This is a genomic window from Larkinella bovis, assembly GCF_042655385.1.
In the GTDB taxonomy this organism is placed as follows: Bacteria; Bacteroidota; Bacteroidia; order Cytophagales; family Spirosomataceae; genus Larkinella; species Larkinella bovis.
Map to the genome: position 1 here is coordinate 39,106 of NZ_JBHSMA010000011.1, position 20,192 is coordinate 59,297.

The window sequence follows — 20,192 nt, forward strand, 5'->3', positions numbered from 1 at the left end:
GGATCAATAATCAGTTACGGTGCTTACGATGTAGGCTACAAAAGTAGCGGCTGTAGCGATGGCTATCAACGGGTCAACCCTCAATTTTTTGTAAAAAAACCGGTTTTGGGAGTGCCAAACTCAATACCGCTGGTAGATTTCGGTCAGAAAAACCGCCGTCCGATGGCGCATATCCGCCACCGATCCGGCAAAATTATTGTTCATCATACTGAACAACAGAAGCTTCCCTTTTTTCGTAATCAGGTAGCCGCTCAGGTTATAAACGCCCGTCATCGAACCGGACTTGGCAAACACAAACGGCCGGTCGGTTTTGTACAGCCGCTGAATCGTTCCCGCCGAACCGCCGATGGCCAGCAGTTTGAACAGCCGTTCCTGTGGCACTTTCCGGTAAATTTTCTGCAACAACCCGATGATCGACCGGGGGCTGACCAGGTTATAGCGCGAGAGCCCTGACCCATCGACCCAGCTCGGCTTATCGGGCAAATCGGCCAGGTGTTGTTGCAAAACCGCCTGAATCCCGACGGCACTGTTGACCGTGTCCTGCACCGACGAACACAACAGCATCAGGTGTTCGGCCAGCGTGTTGTCGCTGACCTGCAGCATCCGTTTATAGAGCGAATCGGCGGGCAGGCTGTAGAGTGTTTTGGCGGAACGATCAAACCGGATATCGGCAACGGAAACGGGACGGTGGAGTGTGTCGGCCAGCAACCGGACGGCCAGTTCGGGCGACCACCGAAACGGAATATCCTGCCGGAACGGGCGCACGGCTTCGGGCCGATCGAAGCGGTTATTGCCTTCGTTACGCTGAACATTTCGCGAAAATTTCCGCTGCGAAACCGCCGTCAGGCTGTCCCGGAAAAACCGGGGTTCGACGTCCAGCCGGGCCACGCGGTCGGGCGACGTGAAGCGGACAAAATTACCGTAGAGCGGCAGGGGGGCCAGTTCGGCCGAATAATCGTCGTTAAAATCGTCCCAGGCCCAGCCGGGGCCAAACCGCTCTCCGCTGTAATTGGCCGCCGAAAAAACCAGCCGTTCGGACCGCTTACGCAGAAACCGCACGACCGTAGTGTCTGGTAAATTCGGATTAAGCAGCGTCGGGTCGCCGGTTCCCCAGAAAATCAGCGAATCGTTGCGGGTCACATACCGCAGGGCCGGAATGGAGTCGCCCAGCGTCATCAGCCCGGCGTAAAAACTGAATAGTTTGGTATTGGAAGCCGGTATAAAGTACTGATGTGCATTATGTTCCACCACCATCTTCTGTTTTTCCCAGTCATACAACGCAAAACCGGTGGCATGATCGATCAATTGGGGATTCTGGCGAAGCTGGCGCTGGATGGGGCGGTAGGTTGCGCAACCGCTCAGGAAAAGGACAAACAAACAGAGGGAATAGACCGCGGATCTCATTTCCCAAAATACGGTTTTTTGCCACAAAACAGAAAACCGCCCGGATCGATCCGGGCGGTTTTCGTTCTGGTCTTAGGCCGATTTCAGCTTCAGAGCTACCGAGTTCAGGCAATACCGTAACCCCGTTGGCGGAGGTCCGTCGTTGAAAACGTGGCCCAGGTGGGCCTCGCAAACCGCGCACAACACCTCGATTCGCGTCATGCCGTGGCTGTAATCATTTTCGAGCGTAATCAACTCCGGATCAATGGGTTCGGTAAAACTCGGCCAGCCGGTGCCGGAATCAAATTTTTGCCGGGACTCAAACAGGTCGGTGCCGCAGCCAACGCACTGGTAAACGCCCGGATCGTGGCTCTCACAGTATTCGCCCGTAAACGCCCGTTCGGTGCCTTTCTGGCGCGTCACGCGGTACTGCTCCGGCGTCAGTTGCTGACGCCATTCTTCGTCGGTTTTTATGACTTTTGTAACCATGATATTCCGTTTGATTGTGAGAAAACCGCTGTCTGGTAACCGCTCAGGCCATCCGGCGAAAGTTGCGGTATAAACATAAACTATTTTCGGATTGATTTATCTTTACAGTTGGTATGACCATCCACCAAATCCTGAAACAATTCTGGGGGTACGAGTCGTTCCGGCCCTTGCAGGAGGACATTATCCACTCCGTGCTCGACCGGCGCGATACGCTTGTTTTGCTGCCCACCGGCGGAGGAAAATCGCTTTGTTTCCAACTCCCGGCCCTGGCCATCGGTGGGGTTTGCATCGTCATAACGCCCCTAATTGCCTTGATGAAGGACCAGGTCGAGCAGTTGCGCCGACGCGGGATTCCGGCGGTGGCGGTTTATTCAGGAATGCACTGGCGGGAAATCGACCGCTCGCTCGATAACTGCATTTACGGCAACGTCCGGTTTCTTTACGTATCGCCCGAACGACTCAAAACGGAAATTCTGATCGAACGGGTCAAGCAGATGAAGGTGGGGCTGCTGGCCATCGACGAAGCCCACTGTATCTCGGCCTGGGGTTACGATTTTCGGCCTCCTTACCTGCAAATTGCCGAATTTCGGAAGTTGCTGCCCACGGTTCCGGTGGTCGCGCTGACGGCTTCGGCCACGCCCGAAGTCCAGCGGGATATTGTCGAAAAGCTGGAGATGCGCGAGCCGCAGGTGTTCCGGCAAACGTTCGCCCGCAAGAATTTATCGTATTCCGCGTTTTACGAAGAAAACAAAGAAGCCCGGCTGCTGAAGGTATTGCAGGGCGTTCCGGGTTCGGCCATCGTGTACGTTCGTAACCGGCGCCAGACGCAGGAAGTGGCGGAGTGGCTGCACCACCAGGGCATCCGCGCCGACTATTACCACGCGGGCCTGACGACGAAGCAACGATCTGATAAACAGGACGCCTGGCTTCATAACCGTGTCCGGGTCATCGTTGCCACGAATGCGTTTGGCATGGGCATCGACAAGCCCGACGTGCGGGCGGTGGTTCACCTGGATGTACCCGACAGCCTGGAAGCCTATTACCAGGAAGCCGGACGGGCGGGGCGCGACGAGAAGAAAGCCTATGCGGTTTTGCTCTACAACCAGAAAGACCTGAGCGACATCGAGCAACGGATTGTGCATCAATATCCGCCGGTCGAGATGCTCAAACGGGTGTATCAGGCCATTGCCAACTACGCCAATATCGCGGTCGGCGGGGGCGAACTGGTTGACTTTGATTTTGATCTGACGGCGTTTTGCCAGACGTTCCAGTTACCGGTAACGGAGACGCACTACGCCCTGAAACTGTTGCAGCTGGAAGGATTCATCGAACTCAGCGAGGGGTATTTCAGCCCGTCGAAAGTGGTGCTGAGCGTCGATAACCGGGCGTTGTACGAGTTTCAGGTCATGAATCCGCATTACGACCGGTTTCTGAAACTGTTGTTGCGGCTATACGGGGGCGAGTTGTTTACGACCTTCGTCAGCGTTTCCGAAAGCGCCATTGCCAAAGCCGCCCGGATGCCGGAAGAAGAGGTTTTTGCGCTTCTGGAACAGTTGGCCCAGCGGTCGATTCTGCTATACGAAAAACAGAAAGACAAACCGCAACTGACGTTCCTGACGCCCCGGTTCGACGCCCGGAACCTGCCCATCAACGTGATGGAACTGGAGCGGAGCAAACAGCGCAATCTGGCGAAAGTGCGGGCGATGATCGACTACGTTCAAAACCCGATTCAGTGCCGGACCCGGATGATCCAGGCCTATTTTGGGGAAGAACCAAAGGAGGCCTGCGGCATTTGCGATCACTGCCTGAGCCAGCAGCAGGCTCCGGTCGATGCGGACCGGCTCCGGCAACAGATTATTCAGCAACTCGATGCCACCAACGGCCACGGACTGGCTCCCCGTCGGCTGGCCGATCTGCTGAAGGTGACGACCGACCGGCTTTCGGAGGTGCTGCGGCACATGCTGGCCGACGAGCAGTTACGGATCGATGCCGCCGGTAATTTGCACACAACCACAATGAATCAACGCTAAATAGATTATGAAAGACTACCTTTCGCGCCTGTTCCTGGCCGCTCTGACGAGCGCCGTTACCTCTACGGGTTGGGCGCAGTATCAGCCGGGGCTGGTGAGCAGCAACTACGGCGGTATTCACCGGATGCTTCAGAATCCGTCGTCGATTGCCGGCACGCGGTATAAATTTCAGATCATTGCGGTCACCGGCACGTCGTCGGTCAATTCGCTCTACACCAAATACATTTCAAAAGGCTTTTTCCAGAGCATCCAGCTCCCCTACAGCAAAAGCAATAGCCTTCCGCTCCGAACACTGGGCTCGATCACCAATGCCCCCAGAACCACCTCCTATTCCGAAATTCTGGGACCGTCCTTCCTGATCAATGTCGATGGCAACCAGACGATTGCGTTGCACACGCGGCTAACCAGTTATCTGTACGGGTCGACGTTGCCCGAAAACCTGACGGAAGCCTACCGGAACCGGCTTTTTTACCGAAACCTACAGCCCTCGTCGGGTGGCTTTGATGTTGGGCTGGGCCACAACAGCTTCGGCGAAATTGGCCTGACGTACGGTTTACAGGTGTTCGACGGAAAATGGCACCGGCTGAAAATCGGCGCCACGGTTCGCCGGATCGTGGGGGCTCAACTGAGTTACCTGAATGCCCGGGGAAATTACGCGATTGTGCAAACCAACGGTGACTCGGAAAAAAGGCTCGACCTAACGAATCTGGACTATGCGCTGGGCCAGACAACGCCCCGCACGGATTTCAGCCTGGGGTCGGTTTTCTCCAGCGCGTACGGCAGCGGGTGGGGGTATGACCTTGGTGCCACCTACGAAATCGGCAAACGCACGACCGGGCGCGGGTATAATTCCGAAACGCCCATGAAAGACCCACGCCCCGCCTACTGGCTCCGGCTTTCGGCGGCTTTGATGAACGGCGGAAGCATCAACTACCCCACGGGACAAGCCGTCACCGGTAGTGGCCGGTTGACATTTGACCAGGAAGAACTGGAGAAATTCGGCAATGCCCCTACCGACTACCTGACGGCCCAGTCGAACGGCATGGCGCAGGATTACAAACCGGGTAAAGTAGCGCTGCCGCGGATGCTGCACCTCGAAGCCGATCTCCGGCTCGCGCCTTCTTTCTACGTTAATGGTTTATCGATGAATAACCTAACTTCCGGCGGCACCGTTCGGATGCCGAATATGTTCATCGTTACACCCCGGTTTGAAGATGAAGATGTTGAATTTGGGTTACCGGTTTCGATCCTCGGCCCCGATAGCCGCGTAGCCGTTGGCATGTCGACCCGGCTCGGTCCGATCACGCTCGGTTTCAGCGACATGGGCCGGATTTTCAGTAAAAAAGGTGACAACCGCAGCTCCCTCGCCTGGATCGGCTTTTCCGTCTGGAAATGGAGAAAAAAGGAGTGATGAGTTAAGAATTAAGAGTGATGAGTTGGCTGACGCATTCATATTTTGCGAAGCATTAAACTCATCACTCTTAATTCTTAACTCATCACTCTATTTGTTCGCTTTCACAACGGTGGTGAATTCGCGGGATTTGAGGGAGGCTCCACCGATTAGACCGCCATCGACGTCCGGCTGGGCGAAGAGTTCGGCGGCATTTTTTTCGTTGGCGCTTCCGCCGTACAGAATCGTGGTGTTATCGGCCACTTCCGCGCCGTAGTGGCTGGCAATGTGTTTCCGCAGGATTTCGTGCATTTCCTGCGCCTGATCCGAAGTTGCCGTCAGGCCCGTACCAATGGCCCAGATGGGTTCGTAGGCAATCACGATGTTGGCGAACTGCTCAGGCGACAGGTGGAACAGCCCTTCGGTCAGCTGCGTCCGCACAAAATCCAGGTGTATTTCGTTCTGCCGCTGCTCCAGCGATTCCCCGCAGCAGAAAATCGGCGTCAGGCCGTTGGCCAGGGCAATGTTTACTTTCTCGGCCAGTTGGGCGTTGGTTTCGCCAAAATACTGGCGCCGTTCGCTGTGCCCCAGAATAACGTAGGAAATCCCGATAGACTTCAGCATGGGGGCCGAAATTTCGCCCGTATAAGCGCCGGAAGCCTTTTCGTGGCAGTTTTGTGCGCCCAGTGCAATCCGCGTCTGACCTTCCAGATACGGTTTGAGAGTGGTCAGATAAAGGGAGGGCGTACACAGAACCACCTGTACATCGCTGGTCACCTCATCTTTGATCATATTGGACACTTCCGACACCAGCGCGACAGCCTCGTCGAGCGTCTTGTTCATTTTCCAGTTTCCGGCAACAATTTTCTTCCGCATTGGCAATTAATTTATGATTTTAAACCCTGATTACGAATTGGATACAAAAACCGGGGCTTTCAAACCTTCGCCTGTACTTTTTTGTTCCTCCACTCGTGGGGGCGAAATTAGCGGTTTTTCAACAGCATTTTTCATTGAAAAAAAATCTATCCGGCTTGTCAGGTAACGATCCCAAAAAAATTGTGTTATTAGACAAATTTGTTGTAACTTTCCTACGGCTTCACAATAAACATCATGAAACTGTTTGTTATATTCTTCGGAATGTTGCTCTGTTGGCAGGGGGGCCTGGCAGGCAATGACGAGCAGAACAATGCAGAGAAATACGGTTATTTCATTGCCAATAACCGGAAGCAGGCCCGAATCCCTTTTCAGCTCCACTCAAATCTGATTATCGTACCGGTTCGAATCAACAATTCGGACACCCTGCACTTTATTCTGGACACCGGCGTCAGTTCGGTGATTATTACCGATCCGGCGGCTGTCCGGCGGCAACCGCTGCGTTTTACCCGGAAAGTGAAGCTCACCGGCGCGGGTGAAGGCGGTCAGCTGATGGCCTCCGTTGCCATCGATAATCTCCTGAAAATGGGAAACATGCAGGCCAATCACCAGAACATTGTCGTTCTGGACGATGATATCCTGCGTTTATCCGAATACGTTGGCGTGCCGATTCACGGGATTTTTGGCTATGACGTTTTCAGCAATTTCGTCGTAACGATTGATTTTCAGCGCCGGGAACTGATTCTCAACAACCCTAAAAATTATCGGTATCGCCGGTCGCACGGGCCGCGTTACCCCATTGCCATTCAGGATACCAAACCGTATACGGACGTGATGGCCTTGCTCGAAGGCGGCAAAACCTTGCCCATCCGGGTTGTAATCGACACGGGCGCGGGCCACGCCTTACTGATTAACCGCACCAACGGCGACGATATCCGGTTACCCGACAAACTAATCCGGGCGCAGTTGGGCCGGGGGCTGAGCGGGGTGATCAACGGGAGTCTGGGCCGGATCGAGAAAATCCGTCTTGGTAATTTCGAAATGGACAATGTAGTGGCTTCGTTTCCGGATAGCACCTCGTTCGGGTTAAAACTTGCCGAATTTGCGACCGAGCGCAACGGCAACCTGGGCTGCGAAATTCTGCGCCGGTTTCGGGTTACACTCCATTATCAGGATAAATACATGGTGCTCAAGCCCATCAAACGCATTCTGAAACAGTCGTTTGAGCACGACATGAGCGGTCTGGAGCTGAAAGCCCGGGGTGCTAATTTCCGGAATTACTACATCGAGAAAGTCATCGACAATTCCCCGGCGAGCCTGTCAGGACTGAAAGATGGCGACGAAGTGCTGTTTATCAACAACATGCCCGCCGGTGATCTTAATGTGAGCGATATCTACAAAATGTTGCAGAAAGGCGAGGGAAAGGAAATTACCATTCTGGTCCGGCGCAACGGCAATATCGTTTTGGCGCAATTCGCTCTGAAACGCATGATTTAACGCACACAAAAGCGGAACCTCTCGGAATAGATAGATTTTATTCCGCGAGGTTCCGCTTTTGATTTCGTAAGGGACCGCCCCAGTCGGTGCGCGATCGGTTAAACCGTCAGTGTGCCTTTCTGGTGAGCCTCTTTCAAAACGGCTTCGAGACCTTTTTTGTTGATCGTCCGCATGGCCGAAGTAGCAACCTTCAGCGTAACCCATGCTCCCTGCGACTCCAGGAAGAAGCGCTTCTTCTGTAAGTTGGGAAAAAACTTCCGCTTGGTTCTATTGTTTGCGTGTGATACGTTGTTACCAACCCGCGTCCGTTTCCCAGTAATTTGACAAACTCGTGCCATGACAATACTTTTTTCTGAATGAGCCCGCAAAGTTGGTAAATAATTGCCAGTAATACAACCTTAAAGACTTAAAAGTTAAGAAACTATCTTAAAAAAGGGATTTCATACGTTCGGTAAAACCACAGAAAGGGCCGGCTCAAAGGCAACGGGCCTACCGACTAACTATTCAAAAACCTTGTACTCCTACTCTCCGAAAGAAACGCCCGTTTGCGGTTAAGACGCGCTTTCCAACTGACAAGTCATTGCCCGTGTGATCATTTATAAAATTTAAAACTTAAGCTCAAACATACCACCGGTTTTCCGGTGCTTTTCTTCTCACCCTTTCTAGGGAGATCTCAAGACTGATTGATACCTTACTGAGCCTGTGGTAAAAAATTCACAGTGTGTAGAAACGTTTACCAGATAGGATTGGCCCTAGTTCTAAAAGCCTACGTTAAAGGATATTATATTAATATAACAATTTAAAAATTAAATATAACTAATCCATGTACACCCTAGTAGTCGACCAGTCACCAAGCTGCTTGCTCAGCTCAATAGACAAATGTCCTACTCCATGATGATAAACAACTTATAACCGTCTTACCACTCCGCTTTATTATTCTCATTCCCATTTAATCAGTTTAGGATATTTACGATAAGTAATCAGAACAATGATATATATATAATAGTTGCTGGCATCCGGGTTGCAAATGATAAGGAAGCCCACCCCTGTTGGGATGGGCTTATGACGATTGAGTTTACACGCCCGGCCTAATAGGCCGGGTTTATTTGATTCTTCAGTCCAGTCTATTCGTACATATCTTAGACCTTTCTTTCTTCTGCTTATGTGGCTATTCTTTATGGTTTCCTGCGAAAATAAACATTTCAAGTACTACGAAACAGACCTTGAAACGCTGATGGAAATCCTCAACAATTTTGTTTCCGAAGGCTATCAGCTGAAGTATGCATTTCTGATCGATCACCAGGGCGGTCGCACGGATTTGCCGGTAGACGTCTTCGATGGAGCACCCATCGCCGAGAGGATGCATGACCTGGAAATGCAATACCAACTCGTTCTTCGATTCTAGAAACCCGAAATTACCGTTTTGAAGAAGCCTTAAACCGGCAGTTAATCGAACAACATTCCTGACTATTTTCGCTTACTTCGTTTAACGCCCCGCCAGGGGCAGTGTTTACAGCCATTTTTACAGCAATACCCGCGTTTAAGGTGGTACGTTTTCGTGAAAACCAGATACCCCTGCTCGTTGAAATAATAATCTTCATCTTCCAGCCCTTCCACGCGGGGCTTTTTGGGATTCAATTCGGACATGGTTTGTCGGACTGAGCAAGTAATTGTAATTTTGCAGCGGTTGGCTTCCCGATCCGGTTTGGCCGAAAAATACGCGCCGGTCAGCACTTTACCCACTTTCTTCCCAATTTTTGCTTATGGAAACTCTACCTTCGGTAACGGCGACGCAGCAAGCCATTGATCTGGAATGGAACTATGGTGCTCACAATTACAAACCGGTCCCGGTGGTGCTGAATCGGGGAGAAGGCATTTTCCTCTGGGATGTGGAAGGGCGCAAATACTTTGATTTTCTGTCGGCCTATAGCGCCGTTAGCCAGGGACACTGCCACCCCCGAATTATTAATGCGCTGATCGAACAGGCCCAGCGGCTGACCCTGACGTCTCGCGCGTTTCATACCGATTTACTGGGGGTTTGTGAAAAATACCTCTGCGATTATTTCGGCTACAATAAAGTCCTCATGATGAATTCGGGGGCCGAAGGCGGAGAAACCGCCCTCAAGCTGACCCGCAAGTGGGCTTATAAAGTGAAGGGCATTCCGCAGAATCAGGCCAAAACCGTATATGCCACCGGCAACTTCTGGGGCCGGACCCTGGCGGCTATTTCGTCCTCGACCGATCCGGAGAGCACCAACGATTACGGCCCGCTCCTGCCGGGTTATCTGCTGGTTCCTTATAATGATCTGGAAGCGCTCGAAGCGGTTTTCCGGCAGGACCCCCACATTGCCGGTTTTATGGTCGAGCCGATTCAGGGCGAAGCGGGGGTCGTGGTACCGGATGAAGGCTACCTGAAAGGCGTGCGGGAACTGTGCACACAATACAATGTCCTGTTCATTGCCGACGAGGTACAGACCGGCATCGGGCGAACGGGCAAACGGCTGGCCTGCGACCACGAAGGTGTTAAACCGGACCTGCTTGTACTGGGCAAGGCGCTGTCTGGCGGAACCATGCCGGTTTCGGCGGTGCTGGCGAACGATGAGGTGATGCTGACCATTAAACCGGGAGAACACGGTTCGACCTACGGCGGCAACCCACTGGCCTGTGCCGTCACGATGGCGGCTTTGCAGGTAGTCGAAGAAGAAAAGCTGGCCGAAAACGCGGAAGCGATGGGGGTCGTTTTTCGACAGCGCATGAACGCATTGGTACACAAAACCGACCTGGTCAAGCTGGTGCGCGGAAAAGGGTTGTTGAATGCGGTACTTATTGGCGAACATCCCTCCTACGGCGACAAAACCTCTTGGGAGCTTTGCCTGCGCCTGAAAGACCGTGGGCTGTTGTGCAAACCCACCCACGGCGATAAAATCCGGTTTGCTCCGCCCCTGGTGATTACCGAAGAACAAATGCACGAAGCCTGCGACCTGATTGAGCAAACGATCCTGGAATTTGCCTGAAAAACAGGGAAACCTGGCCTGGTTGAGCGAATTTTGATAGGCTTTGGGTGATTTTTGATAGGCTAATCAGAAAGAATCTGCCACTTTTGCCGCTGGTGAAAACCACTTACGATTTCTATCACTATTTTACTAAACCAACCCGATCATGGCACTCCGATTAGGTGACATCGCCCCGGATTTCACGGCTGAAACCACCGAGGGCACTATCCACTTCCACGAATGGCTCGGCAACTCCTGGGGCATGATTTTTTCCCACCCCGCCGATTTTACCCCGGTTTGTACGACCGAACTGGGCCGCACGGCATCCCTGAAAGATGAGTTTGAAAAACGCGGGGTAAAGGTCGTGGCTGTTAGCGTCGATCCACTCGATTCACACAAAGAATGGGTGAAAGACATTAATGAAACCCAGAACACAACCGTCAACTTCCCCCTGATCGCCGATCCGGACCGGACAGTGGCCGAGCTTTACGATATGATCCACCCGAATGCGTCCGAAAAAGCAACGGTTCGTTCGGTGTTTATCATCGGTCCTGACAAAAAAATCAAACTGACACTGACCTACCCGGCTTCGACGGGGCGGAATTTCCATGAAATCCTACGGGTGATCGACTCGCTGCAACTGACGGCCAACTACCAGGTGGCTACCCCCGCCGACTGGCAGGAAGGCGACGACTGCATCGTGGTTCCGGCAGTGAGCACGGAAGACGCCATCAAGAAATTCCCGAAAGGCGTCAACATTGTAAAACCGTATCTGCGGACCACGCCCCAGCCGAACAAATAAGACCGGCAGGAGCCTTCCGCGTCCCGGATGTCTGTACCCAAAGCCCCGAAGTTGACCCCTGGTCGGCATTGGGGCTTTTTCGTAAAAAACCGGCGCTACCTTTTCTCTTTCCAGCTTGTGCCCAAACCGCTACGCAAAGGGTCTGTTTTTGGACGAATAACCGGCATACACAACCCCGAAGCCTTCATATGAAAGTTTGCAAAACGGAGCGGGAATGGGTTTTAGTACAAGCGCCCGAAAAAAAATAATAACTTGTGCAACGCTGCCTTACAACGCCGTGTCATTGAGAAGAAAATCAGCCGCATCCGATTCCTCAGTCCGCTTGGAAACAAAGTTGTATATAGATCGACATGTCGAACTCGTAGAAAGATGTAAACAAGGTGAACGACGTGCTCAGTACGAACTGTACAAGCACTATTCAAAAGCCATGTTTAACGTTTGCATGCGTATTCTCAACCATATGGGTGAGGCCGAGGATGTATTGCAGGAAGCTTTCCTGGACGCCTTCAACAACCTGCATTCGTTCCGGAATCAATCGACGTTTGGCGCCTGGCTGAAGCAAATCGTTGTTAACCGGGCCATCAATCACCTCCGAAGCCGCAAAAGCCGGGGAGGCATTCAGTGGATCGATCTGGAATCGCAGCGCCTGGGAGAAGATGACGGTTTGGATGTGGCTGATACCGAACCGTTCGACGAAGACGGTATCCAACTGGAAGTAGACCGGGTTCGTCGGGCCATGCAGGACCTTCCGGAGGGCTACCGGGTTGTTTTATCGCTGTATTTGTTCGAAGGCTATGATCATGAGGAAATCGGATCCGTGCTGGGCATCAGCGAAACCACTTCACGGACACAGTACATGCGTGCCAAGAAACGCTTATTGGAGATGTTAAAATAAATTGTAAATGAGTGATTGAGTAAATGAGCGAATAGCTCTGCAGTAAATCGATTATTGGCCTTGTTATTCACTCATTCGCTCACTCACTCATTCGCTCATTAAAATGATGAAAGACCGATTAGAACGATTTGTCCGGGACAACCGGGAAGATTTCGATGTATTTGAGCCCAGAGCGGATTTGTGGAAAGGGTTGGAGAAAGAGCTCGGACACAAAGAACGTCCGTTATGGTTTGGGCTGAACAGCTCAATCGGATCGGGACGCCGAATGGTCTGGCAAATGGCCGCATCCATTGCACTGATTCTCGGTCTAGGCGGTTTCTGGTATTTCAATCAGCAGTACGGCGTAACCAAGCAGCCCGAAGTGGTCGCTTTCAACCCAAGCTATGCCCGTACCGTACAACAATACACCCGTTTGATTGAGGGCAAACGGACGGAGTTAAAAACCGTTCTGGAAAGTGATCCGGCGCTGTACCATCAGTTTGCGGCTGATCTGGACCGGCTGGAAAAAACCTACCAGAACTTAAAGCAGGAACTTCCCAAAACGCCCAATCAGGAAATGATGATTCAGGCGATGGTCGAGAACCTGAAAACCCAGATCGACTTGCTGAATCAGCAGTTGATGATTATCCAACGTATCAAGCAACAAAACCATGAACCGAATAATAATCCTGCTTAACTTCCTGCTGGTAAGCGCCTTGTCGATCGGCTTTGTGCGGGCCGACAATAGTGCGATGAGCGAGCGGAAGAAAACCATTGTGAAAGTATACGATGTAACGGCCAAAGACCATTTGATGATTGAAAACCAGTTTGGCAACGTCACCATTAATCTCTGGAACCGGGATGAAATCCGGGTGGATATTACCATCAGGGCTACGTCCAGCTCCGAAGAACGGGTCCAGAAATACCTGGAGGCCGTCGAAATCAGTGAACGACGCACCGGCGATCAGATTATCCTCAAAACCATTATTGACAAAAGCGGTAATACGGGCAACTGGGTCATGAACCGCAACAAAGACGGCGAAAAGAACGGCGTTCAGATCGATTACCAGATTTCGATGCCGAAAACTAACCCGCTGACCGTTAAAAATTCGTTCGGCAACACCAACATTCCGACCTTCAGCGCCCCGCTGACCATCAACCAGCAATACGGCAATTTCTCGACCACGGAATTGAACGGCAGTCAGGTGGATCTGGACGTCCGGTTTGGCAAAGCCGACATTCAGACGATGGAAAACGGCAAGCTGAACATTCAGTACGCCAAACTGCAACTGGAAAAAGCCAACAACATCAACCTGAACAACCAGTTTGGCGGCCTCTGGATCGGCGAAGTGAGTCGGCTCGACGGGAAAATTGGTTATTCAGGCGCCAAAATCGGAACCGTGAAAGAATCGTGCAACGTCAAGCTGGATTTTTCGGGCGGTTTCAAAATCGACCAACTGAATAAATCGGTTAATAACATCGATATTCAGGCCAACTACTCATCGGTGGTCCTGCCGATGGCCAACGCCAACGATTACAATTTCGACGTGACGGTCAGCTACGGCGGTTTCAAATACCCGAACGACGGCCGGATTATGATCAACGCTCAACCCGAAGACGACAGCCGGGGGCCTAAACTGACGAAACAGTACAGCGGCAAAGTAGGCAAAGGCACCGCCACCCGCGTCCGGGTGGTTTCGAAGTTCGGCGATGTGAAGTTTCAATAACCGCCCTTACGATTCCGGTGTCAGTAATTCGATTACGTCGCGGTGCTGCGGATACTGCGCCCATAGCCTGGCCCGATCGGCCAGTTCAAAGTCGGCGAAATCAAAACCGGGGGCCACGGTACAGCCGACGAGTGAATAGGCGGTTTCGGGAGCAGGTTTCGAGCCAAACCAGCACCCCGCCGGCACCACGGCCTGAAACACCTCCCCTTCTGCCGGATTACGGCCCAGCCGGATGATTTCCAGCCGCCCGTCGGGGTGTATTACGTACACCTGCAACGGTCCGCCCGCGTAGAAATGCCAGAGTTCGTCGGCCTGAATCCGGTGCAACGCCGAGAAATGGTGATTTTCCAGCAGAAAATAAATGCCGGTACTGAAATTCCGGTCGCCGGAAAACCGACTGGGCAGGGCGCTCTGCGGGATGGTTTCGGCGGCCCGGTAAGTTTCAACAAAATAACCGCCCTCGGGATGGGCCTGCATCCGGTACGCGTCAATCCAGTATTGAGCAGGAAAGGTCATAAAAGGGGTTTCACGAGGAATTTCGACCATAAGCGCGGGCTTTCAACCGGTTGAAAAACCGAATCCGAGTCGTCTGCCCAGGCCGCGTTGAAAGAAAAACGAAGATACACGATTCAGGCTAACTTTCGTCCCGCTTATCGCTTCCGACCAGTCCTCTGTTTCCGGGAACCCGGTTTTTCACGAAAACACCCGCCCTTACGTCGAATCCTTCGACGACCGCCCCAGTTTTTGCAACAGTTTCAGTCCCTGCTCTTTGAGATCATTTTTGGCCCGTTTCACCACGGCATCCCGCACCTGATTGACCGTGTTGCCGCCCAAAAACCGGAGGTGCGGTTTTTTATAATTTCCGTTCAGGGCAAAATCCAGTTGGGCGCGGTCAAAATTTTCGGGCGACTGCCCGGTCAGTGACGAAAACGTACGGGCAAACTGAACCCCGGCCGGTCCGGTCGGCACGTCCAGTTTCAAGGTATACTTCAAATCGCCTTCCAGTGAATTGGAACCGGATACGTTTACAATATTGTCATTGATTTTGACATCGAAGGGCTTTATCGACACAAACCCGTTTTTTACCTCCACTTTCATCAGCAAATCCTTGAAATTCGGACTACGGAGATCGGCCAGTTTCGTTTTTTCAAAAATCCGCTCCAGCACCGGGTTATTCTTCATCGTGGCCCGAATGATTTCCACCAGCCCATTGCCGGTCAAACTGTTCAGATCAGGCCTCATGTCGGGTTCCAGTCGCCCGTTGACGGCAAACCGGCTCGAAAACCGCCCGACTACGTATTGCGCCAGCGGAAACACCACCCGGGCCAGGGTCAGATGGCGGTACGCCTGCGAAACGTCGGCATTGGCAATGGTGACATCAAACGCAAACCCGGGTTTGGCCGGATTCGTCGGGTCGTAGGTTCCATTGGTTACAAATTGCCCGCCCAATGAACGGAACGTCAGCTGTTTCATGCGCAGCGTTCCAGCCACTACTTCGAGCTGGCCGTTCAGCGCATTCAGTGGCATCTTATCATAAACCGCCTGATCGACGCTGGCATTCACGACAAAATGAATGTTTTTGGGCAGTTCCAGCACCGACGGCTGGGCGGTTTTGGCCTGCGGCTCATCGCTCATCCACTCGTTGAGGTTCAGGCGGTTGGCCCGCACCGTCAGCAAACCGTCCAGCGGCTGATTGTCGCCCAGCAGAAACGGAAGATAATCCGTCAGAAAACCGTCGGCGGTAAATTCGCTCGTTCCCAAGGTGCCCTGCGCCTGTTGCACCGCGAGTTTTCCGGGAGACAGATTGAACCGGGCGGTTTGCAGCGTCAGCCCCTGCGGCAACGCTGCTCCTTTATAGTTCAGGTTGGTAATGGCCATCGTTCCGCGGGTCGGCAATTGGTCGTACCGTTTGGCCTTCACATCCGAAAACCGACCCTGCGTTTTCAGATCCGCATCGATTAATCCGCTGAGCGTCGTGCCTTCCATCGGGAAAATCCGGGTCAGGCTGGTCAGATTCAGACGACCCTGGGCAGCCAGGCTGTAGGTATAATCGTCGAAATTCTGTATCCAGCCATCGGCCCGAAACGGATCGCCGGCCAGTTTTAGCTGCAAGCTGCCAATATCCAGGCGCGTATCGGCGAGCTGACCCGTCCGGTTGGTAAGCGTTGCGAGGGCGTTAATGGATTCGATCGGCTCCGGAAACGCGACCGACCGGACATAGCCGTTCTGCAACCGGACCCGGCCATCGACTACCGGAAACGTTTTGGCAGTTTTATCGTAAACCCCTTTGGCCTTGACACTCAAATCGGCCAGTCCGCGCAGCATCAGGCTATCCATCGGTACTAACTGCGCTACTTCCGCCAGATTGAGCTGGGCCGACAAATCCGCATCGACTTCCGAACGGATTAACCCCCGCACCAGCGCCCGGCCCCGAATGGGATTCTTGCCGACATCCGCCACCAGTTTTTTCAGGTTGAAAACCGTCTGCTCCAACCGATCGGTTGAGTTGCTAACGGTCATTTCCAGGCCAATATGCTCCACCGCCGATGGCAAATCCGGGTACTTAAACCGCCCGTTGTTCACCACCAGATTAAGCAGAAAAGCCGGGAATTGCCGCCCATTATACGCCCCGTTTACCTTGCCATCAAACCGAACCGTTCCGTCGGCTTCAAGGTCCTGAAACCGATTGGAATACACGCCCGGCACCAACGAAAGCAGGTTTTTAAAATCGCCCCCGGGCGAGCGGTACGTTACATCAAACCGTATGGACGTATCGGCCGGGGCCGATGTTCCGGTGGCAATCGAGCCGTTGAGTTCGAGCGGTAAATCGTTGAGCCGGATCCGGTTTTGGGTAAATGTGTAAACCGCCTTTGCAAAATCAGCCCGCAACTGCATGTCGGCATCCAGTTTTTTATCGGTCAGGTATTCCGTTCCGTCATACGCAAGCGTGAGACGTTCGGCCTGGGTCTTCAGCGCCAAATCGGCTACTTCCTCCGACAAACTGCCGCTTCCGGTATGATCGACGGCTTGCAGCAAAACCGTCATCGGCAAACTGAGGTCCTCGTACCGAATCCGGCCCTTTCGGATTTCCCATTCGTCGATATCGACGGTAAAAGCCGCCTGACTGGTGTCGGCTTCAACGGGTTCGTCGCTTTCGACGGCTTTGTAGATGTCGTAATTGGCCCGGCCATCGCGCAGGATTTTCACCAGCATACGTGGCTCCTCGAGGTAAACACCCTTTAGCGTCAATTTATCACCCGAAAAGGCACTCAGTAAATTAACCGATACTTCGAACGACCGGGCGCTGAGCAGGGTGTCGCCCCGAAAGGGCGGCAGGCCGACTATGGTGAGCGAATCGGTTCGTAAGGTCAGATTGGGGAAGTGGCGTAGCAGCGACAGGCCGACTTTTTCGGGCCGGAAACGGACCTGCGCATTAACCCGGTTCTTGATTTCCTGCTGAAGCCGGGCGACGATTTTATCCCGAAAAAACATCGGCACAATCCAGGCAGCCAGGAGCAAAACCCCCAGTACGGACGCGATGATGATTCCGGCCTTTTTCATGCTAATGGCTTGTTTTCTATTTATATAGGACAAACAAAAGCCGAAAAAGTTTGAAGTTTTTCGCTACAAGGCCGTTAGTCGATCACCACTTTTTCGATGAGAAGAATCAATAAATGAATGACTTTAATATGGATTTCCTGGATGCGATCGGCATAGCCAAAATGGGGCACCCGGATTTCCACGTCGGCAGTGCTGGCCAGTTTTCCCCCATCTTTCCCGGTTAACAAAACCACCTTCATGCCGCGCTGCCGGGCGGCTTCGACGGCCCGAATGATATTGCCCGAATTGCCGCTGGTGCTCAGGCCCAACAACACATCCCCTTCGTTCCCGAGGCCTTCAATAAACCGCGAGAACACAAATTCGTAGCCGTAATCATTCCCAACGCAGGTGATGTGGCTGGAATCGGAAATGGCGATGGCCGCCAGCGCCCGCCGGTCGTTGCGGTACCGGCCCGACAGTTCCTCGGCGAAATGCATGGCGTCGCAGTGGGAACCGCCATTGCCGCAGGCAATAATTTTACGACCGGTTTTCAGGGCATCCGCCATCAGCCGGGCGGCCTGTTCAATGGCCGAAAGCTGGTTCGGATCATTCAGAAAAGCATCAAGAACCGAACGGGCTTCGGTCAGTTCCTGACGAATGGTTTGTTGAAGCATGACGGATGGCGGTTAGAGAACCAGGGTCCGGTAAGGCAAATTCCAGCGGATGGCCAGGGAAGTCGATGACGTATTGTATTTCAGTCGTTCGGCCTGGCTGTCGCTTTTGCGGAGAATTTGCTGAAAGTCGATAAACAGGTTGTGTTTCAACATGAATGACAGCCGAACGTCGGCGTACGAAACCAGGGTTTTACGCCCCTGTCCGATATAATGCCCGGTTCCGGCCTGGGCCTGATTGGGCCACTCGACCCGGCTTTCGTACGGTTGCAGCACATTTCCGCCGTAATTACGGTTCGGCGGATCGGCTCCGTACATCATGAGGCCAAAGGTTCCGTTCAGGTTCCAGCGGTCCATCGGCTGATACCGCACCAGGACCAGGCCCTCCAGAAAATTGGCCCCGAGCGGGTGCGCCACCGGCTGGTTGTAATTCACGTAATTGGTCTGGCCGGAGCGGTGCGAATAGGTATAGGGCCGCGCCAGATTCATTTCGCCCTGCAAATCCAGGTTCGGAATGTTGAACGCATCGATGTATTTGAGTCCGGTCTGGATCGCGAACTTATTGACCCAGGAACCCTTGCCCGCCCGCAGTTCGCTCAACTTGAATTCGTCGAACATAAGCTGGCCGTACGCCAGAAAATGACCGGCAAAATTGCCCTTGAAATCCAGACCAACGAGCGCATTATCGGCGCTGCCCCGGTACGATTCGATAAAGCGATAGAAGATAATCGGGTTAAAATAATTCAGCTCCAGCTGGCTACGGCTGTACACCTCGGCTTCGAAAAATCCGAGGTTAAAGTGGTTGCCAATGTTGACGCTCAGGTGGTGAATGGCCGTGTATTTCTGCGGATTAAGCTGTTCATAAGCGCCGGGCGGTTGCTGGCGGTTTTGGAATTCGGCCAGCAGGTTGGTGTATTGAAACCGGCCCAGCCGGGTGGTTATTTTCAGGAACAGATACGGCGAGCTGTTGTCGGATAACAACAGCGACCGGTAGCCATTGCCGAAAAAGTTACGGTCGTGCCCAAACTGGACATTGATGATTTTTAAGGCATTAAACGTAATATAGCCCCGGGCAGACAGAAAATCCGCCCCGCCAAAAGGAGTTTTGTCGCTCACCCCAAGGCGCTTGGTAAAGGCTTCAAAAGGAGCAAAACCCTGGTTGGAGTCCGTGGTGTACTGCATGCCATATTCCCAGATATACCGGGGAAACATAGCCTGATTATCGGACAGGAAAGTATAAAAACTCAGCCGTTTGCGAATGCTGCCGCGGATTTCAAAACCCCGGGAGTTGACGTACGGACTGAATGACTTGCCAACCGGGCCGGAATTGGATTCGAATCCGTAGCTGAAGTCCACCGCCGGATTGACGTGAATGTCAAAATCGTCGTTCTGGAAACTGTATAAATCGCTCTTTTTCTTGAAGAATGGCCCCCAGCTCTGTTGGCTGTCGCCGGGTTGTTTCTGGCCGGGACTTAATTCGGAGGTACGCAGTTGCAGCAGCGGTACCGAATCCGGGTAAGCCTTGGGGACCCACTCCCAGCTATCGTCACGCAGATAACGGACATTGAAGCGATCGACGGGTGATAACCGAACAAACGGATCGCCCAGAATACTGTCGGTGAGCTGAACGACGGACTGGCGGCTGTACGGTTTTACGGAACTGTGAAAACCGTCGGCCCACTGCCCCTGTTTGATCTCCAGCCGGTCGATCAGGTGGTAATAATCACTATTCAAAGGTATCTTTTGGCTTTGAGCTCGCGCCGAGCCCGACGCCAGCAAAACCAAAGCTATCCCAGTTGTAAAAATATTCCTCATTGGAAACTTCACACGGGCAATACCGGACGGTTGCCCACTAACATCATGTGGATTCGCAGCACAAATTAGGGAAAGGGTTTGGATTATCCGACACATTCCCTTTAAATT

General features: G+C 52.8%; 18 protein-coding genes. 9 read left to right on the forward strand and 9 right to left on the reverse strand.

Features of this window, described 5'->3' with window-relative positions:
• Positions 1-120: 120 nt before the first annotated feature.
• Both ACFPMF_RS23020 and msrB read right to left on the reverse strand, forming a co-directional pair.
• On the reverse strand, positions 121-1,404 hold the full coding sequence (locus ACFPMF_RS23020) for a D-alanyl-D-alanine carboxypeptidase/D-alanyl-D-alanine-endopeptidase (RefSeq protein ID WP_379849513.1): 1,284 nt from the start codon (positions 1,402-1,404) through the stop codon (positions 121-123).
• Between the two features lie 72 nt (positions 1,405-1,476).
• Positions 1,477-1,872, reverse strand: a complete 396-nt coding sequence (gene msrB / locus ACFPMF_RS23025; protein WP_379849515.1) for a peptide-methionine (R)-S-oxide reductase MsrB — start codon at positions 1,870-1,872, stop codon at positions 1,477-1,479.
• 113 nt (positions 1,873-1,985) lie between these two features.
• Between msrB and ACFPMF_RS23030 the strand changes: the two genes are divergently transcribed.
• Positions 1,986-3,902, forward strand: a complete 1,917-nt coding sequence (locus ACFPMF_RS23030; RefSeq protein ID WP_379849517.1) for a RecQ family ATP-dependent DNA helicase — start codon at positions 1,986-1,988, stop codon at positions 3,900-3,902.
• A 7-nt stretch (positions 3,903-3,909) separates the two neighbouring features.
• Positions 3,910-5,313, forward strand: a complete 1,404-nt coding sequence (locus ACFPMF_RS23035) for a DUF5723 family protein (RefSeq protein WP_379849519.1) — start codon at positions 3,910-3,912, stop codon at positions 5,311-5,313.
• 90 nt (positions 5,314-5,403) lie between these two features.
• Here the strand turns inward: ACFPMF_RS23035 and tpiA are convergent, their stop codons facing one another.
• On the reverse strand, positions 5,404-6,168 hold the full coding sequence (gene tpiA, locus ACFPMF_RS23040) for a triose-phosphate isomerase (protein WP_379849521.1): 765 nt from the start codon (positions 6,166-6,168) through the stop codon (positions 5,404-5,406).
• Between the two features lie 234 nt (positions 6,169-6,402).
• Between tpiA and ACFPMF_RS23045 the strand changes: the two genes are divergently transcribed.
• Positions 6,403-7,662: an aspartyl protease family protein gene (locus tag ACFPMF_RS23045; RefSeq protein ID WP_379849523.1), complete on the forward strand. Its 1,260-nt coding sequence runs from the start codon at positions 6,403-6,405 to the stop codon at positions 7,660-7,662.
• 98 nt (positions 7,663-7,760) lie between these two features.
• On the opposite strand, the gene rpmB is transcribed toward ACFPMF_RS23045, so the two are convergent.
• Positions 7,761-8,000 (reverse strand): 50S ribosomal protein L28, encoded by a 240-nt coding sequence (gene rpmB / locus ACFPMF_RS23050; RefSeq protein ID WP_379849525.1) that lies wholly within the window; start codon positions 7,998-8,000, stop codon positions 7,761-7,763.
• A gap of 824 nt (positions 8,001-8,824) precedes the next feature.
• On the opposite strand from rpmB, the gene ACFPMF_RS23055 reads away from it, so the two are divergent.
• Complete coding sequence (locus ACFPMF_RS23055) at positions 8,825-9,067, forward strand: hypothetical protein (protein WP_379849527.1); 243 nt, start codon at positions 8,825-8,827, stop codon at positions 9,065-9,067.
• 62 nt (positions 9,068-9,129) lie between these two features.
• On the opposite strand, the gene ACFPMF_RS23060 is transcribed toward ACFPMF_RS23055, so the two are convergent.
• Entirely contained in the window at positions 9,130-9,309 is a 180-nt protein-coding gene (locus ACFPMF_RS23060; RefSeq protein ID WP_379849529.1) for a DUF5522 domain-containing protein, read from the reverse strand.
• A gap of 116 nt (positions 9,310-9,425) precedes the next feature.
• Here ACFPMF_RS23060 and rocD point away from each other — a divergent pair, with 116 nt between their 5' ends.
• The 5 genes from rocD (at position 9,426) to ACFPMF_RS23085 (ending at position 14,058) form a co-directional block, all read left to right on the forward strand.
• The gene (gene rocD, locus ACFPMF_RS23065; RefSeq protein ID WP_379849531.1) at positions 9,426-10,676 is read left to right on the forward strand and encodes an ornithine--oxo-acid transaminase; all 1,251 of its coding nucleotides are present in this window, start codon (positions 9,426-9,428) and stop codon (positions 10,674-10,676) included.
• Positions 10,677-10,821: 145 nt separating this feature from the next.
• Positions 10,822-11,457, forward strand: coding sequence for a peroxiredoxin (locus tag ACFPMF_RS23070; protein WP_379849533.1), 636 nt, complete (start codon positions 10,822-10,824; stop codon positions 11,455-11,457).
• Positions 11,458-11,779: 322 nt separating this feature from the next.
• On the forward strand, positions 11,780-12,352 hold the full coding sequence (locus ACFPMF_RS23075) for an RNA polymerase sigma factor (RefSeq protein ID WP_379849535.1): 573 nt from the start codon (positions 11,780-11,782) through the stop codon (positions 12,350-12,352).
• Between the two features lie 106 nt (positions 12,353-12,458).
• Positions 12,459-13,028 (forward strand): hypothetical protein, encoded by a 570-nt coding sequence (locus ACFPMF_RS23080; RefSeq protein WP_379849537.1) that lies wholly within the window; start codon positions 12,459-12,461, stop codon positions 13,026-13,028.
• The gene (locus ACFPMF_RS23085) at positions 13,003-14,058 is read left to right on the forward strand and encodes a hypothetical protein (protein ID WP_379849539.1); all 1,056 of its coding nucleotides are present in this window, start codon (positions 13,003-13,005) and stop codon (positions 14,056-14,058) included. Before ACFPMF_RS23080 ends, ACFPMF_RS23085 begins: the two co-directional genes overlap by 26 nt.
• 6 nt (positions 14,059-14,064) lie before the next feature.
• Here ACFPMF_RS23085 and ACFPMF_RS23090 read toward each other — a convergent pair whose 3' ends face one another.
• The 4 genes from ACFPMF_RS23090 to ACFPMF_RS23105 form a co-directional block, all read right to left on the reverse strand.
• On the reverse strand, positions 14,065-14,574 hold the full coding sequence (locus ACFPMF_RS23090) for a cupin domain-containing protein (RefSeq protein WP_379849542.1): 510 nt from the start codon (positions 14,572-14,574) through the stop codon (positions 14,065-14,067).
• A 195-nt stretch (positions 14,575-14,769) separates the two neighbouring features.
• Entirely contained in the window at positions 14,770-17,619 is a 2,850-nt protein-coding gene (locus ACFPMF_RS23095; RefSeq protein WP_379849544.1) for an AsmA family protein, read from the reverse strand.
• 74 nt (positions 17,620-17,693) lie between these two features.
• Positions 17,694-18,272 carry a D-sedoheptulose 7-phosphate isomerase gene (gene lpcA / locus ACFPMF_RS23100; RefSeq protein ID WP_379849546.1) on the reverse strand — a complete coding sequence of 193 codons (579 nt, stop codon included), beginning with the start codon at positions 18,270-18,272 and terminating at the stop codon, positions 17,694-17,696.
• Between the two features lie 12 nt (positions 18,273-18,284).
• Positions 18,285-20,003: a hypothetical protein gene (locus ACFPMF_RS23105; RefSeq protein WP_379849548.1), complete on the reverse strand. Its 1,719-nt coding sequence runs from the start codon at positions 20,001-20,003 to the stop codon at positions 18,285-18,287.
• Positions 20,004-20,192: the final 189 nt, after the last annotated feature.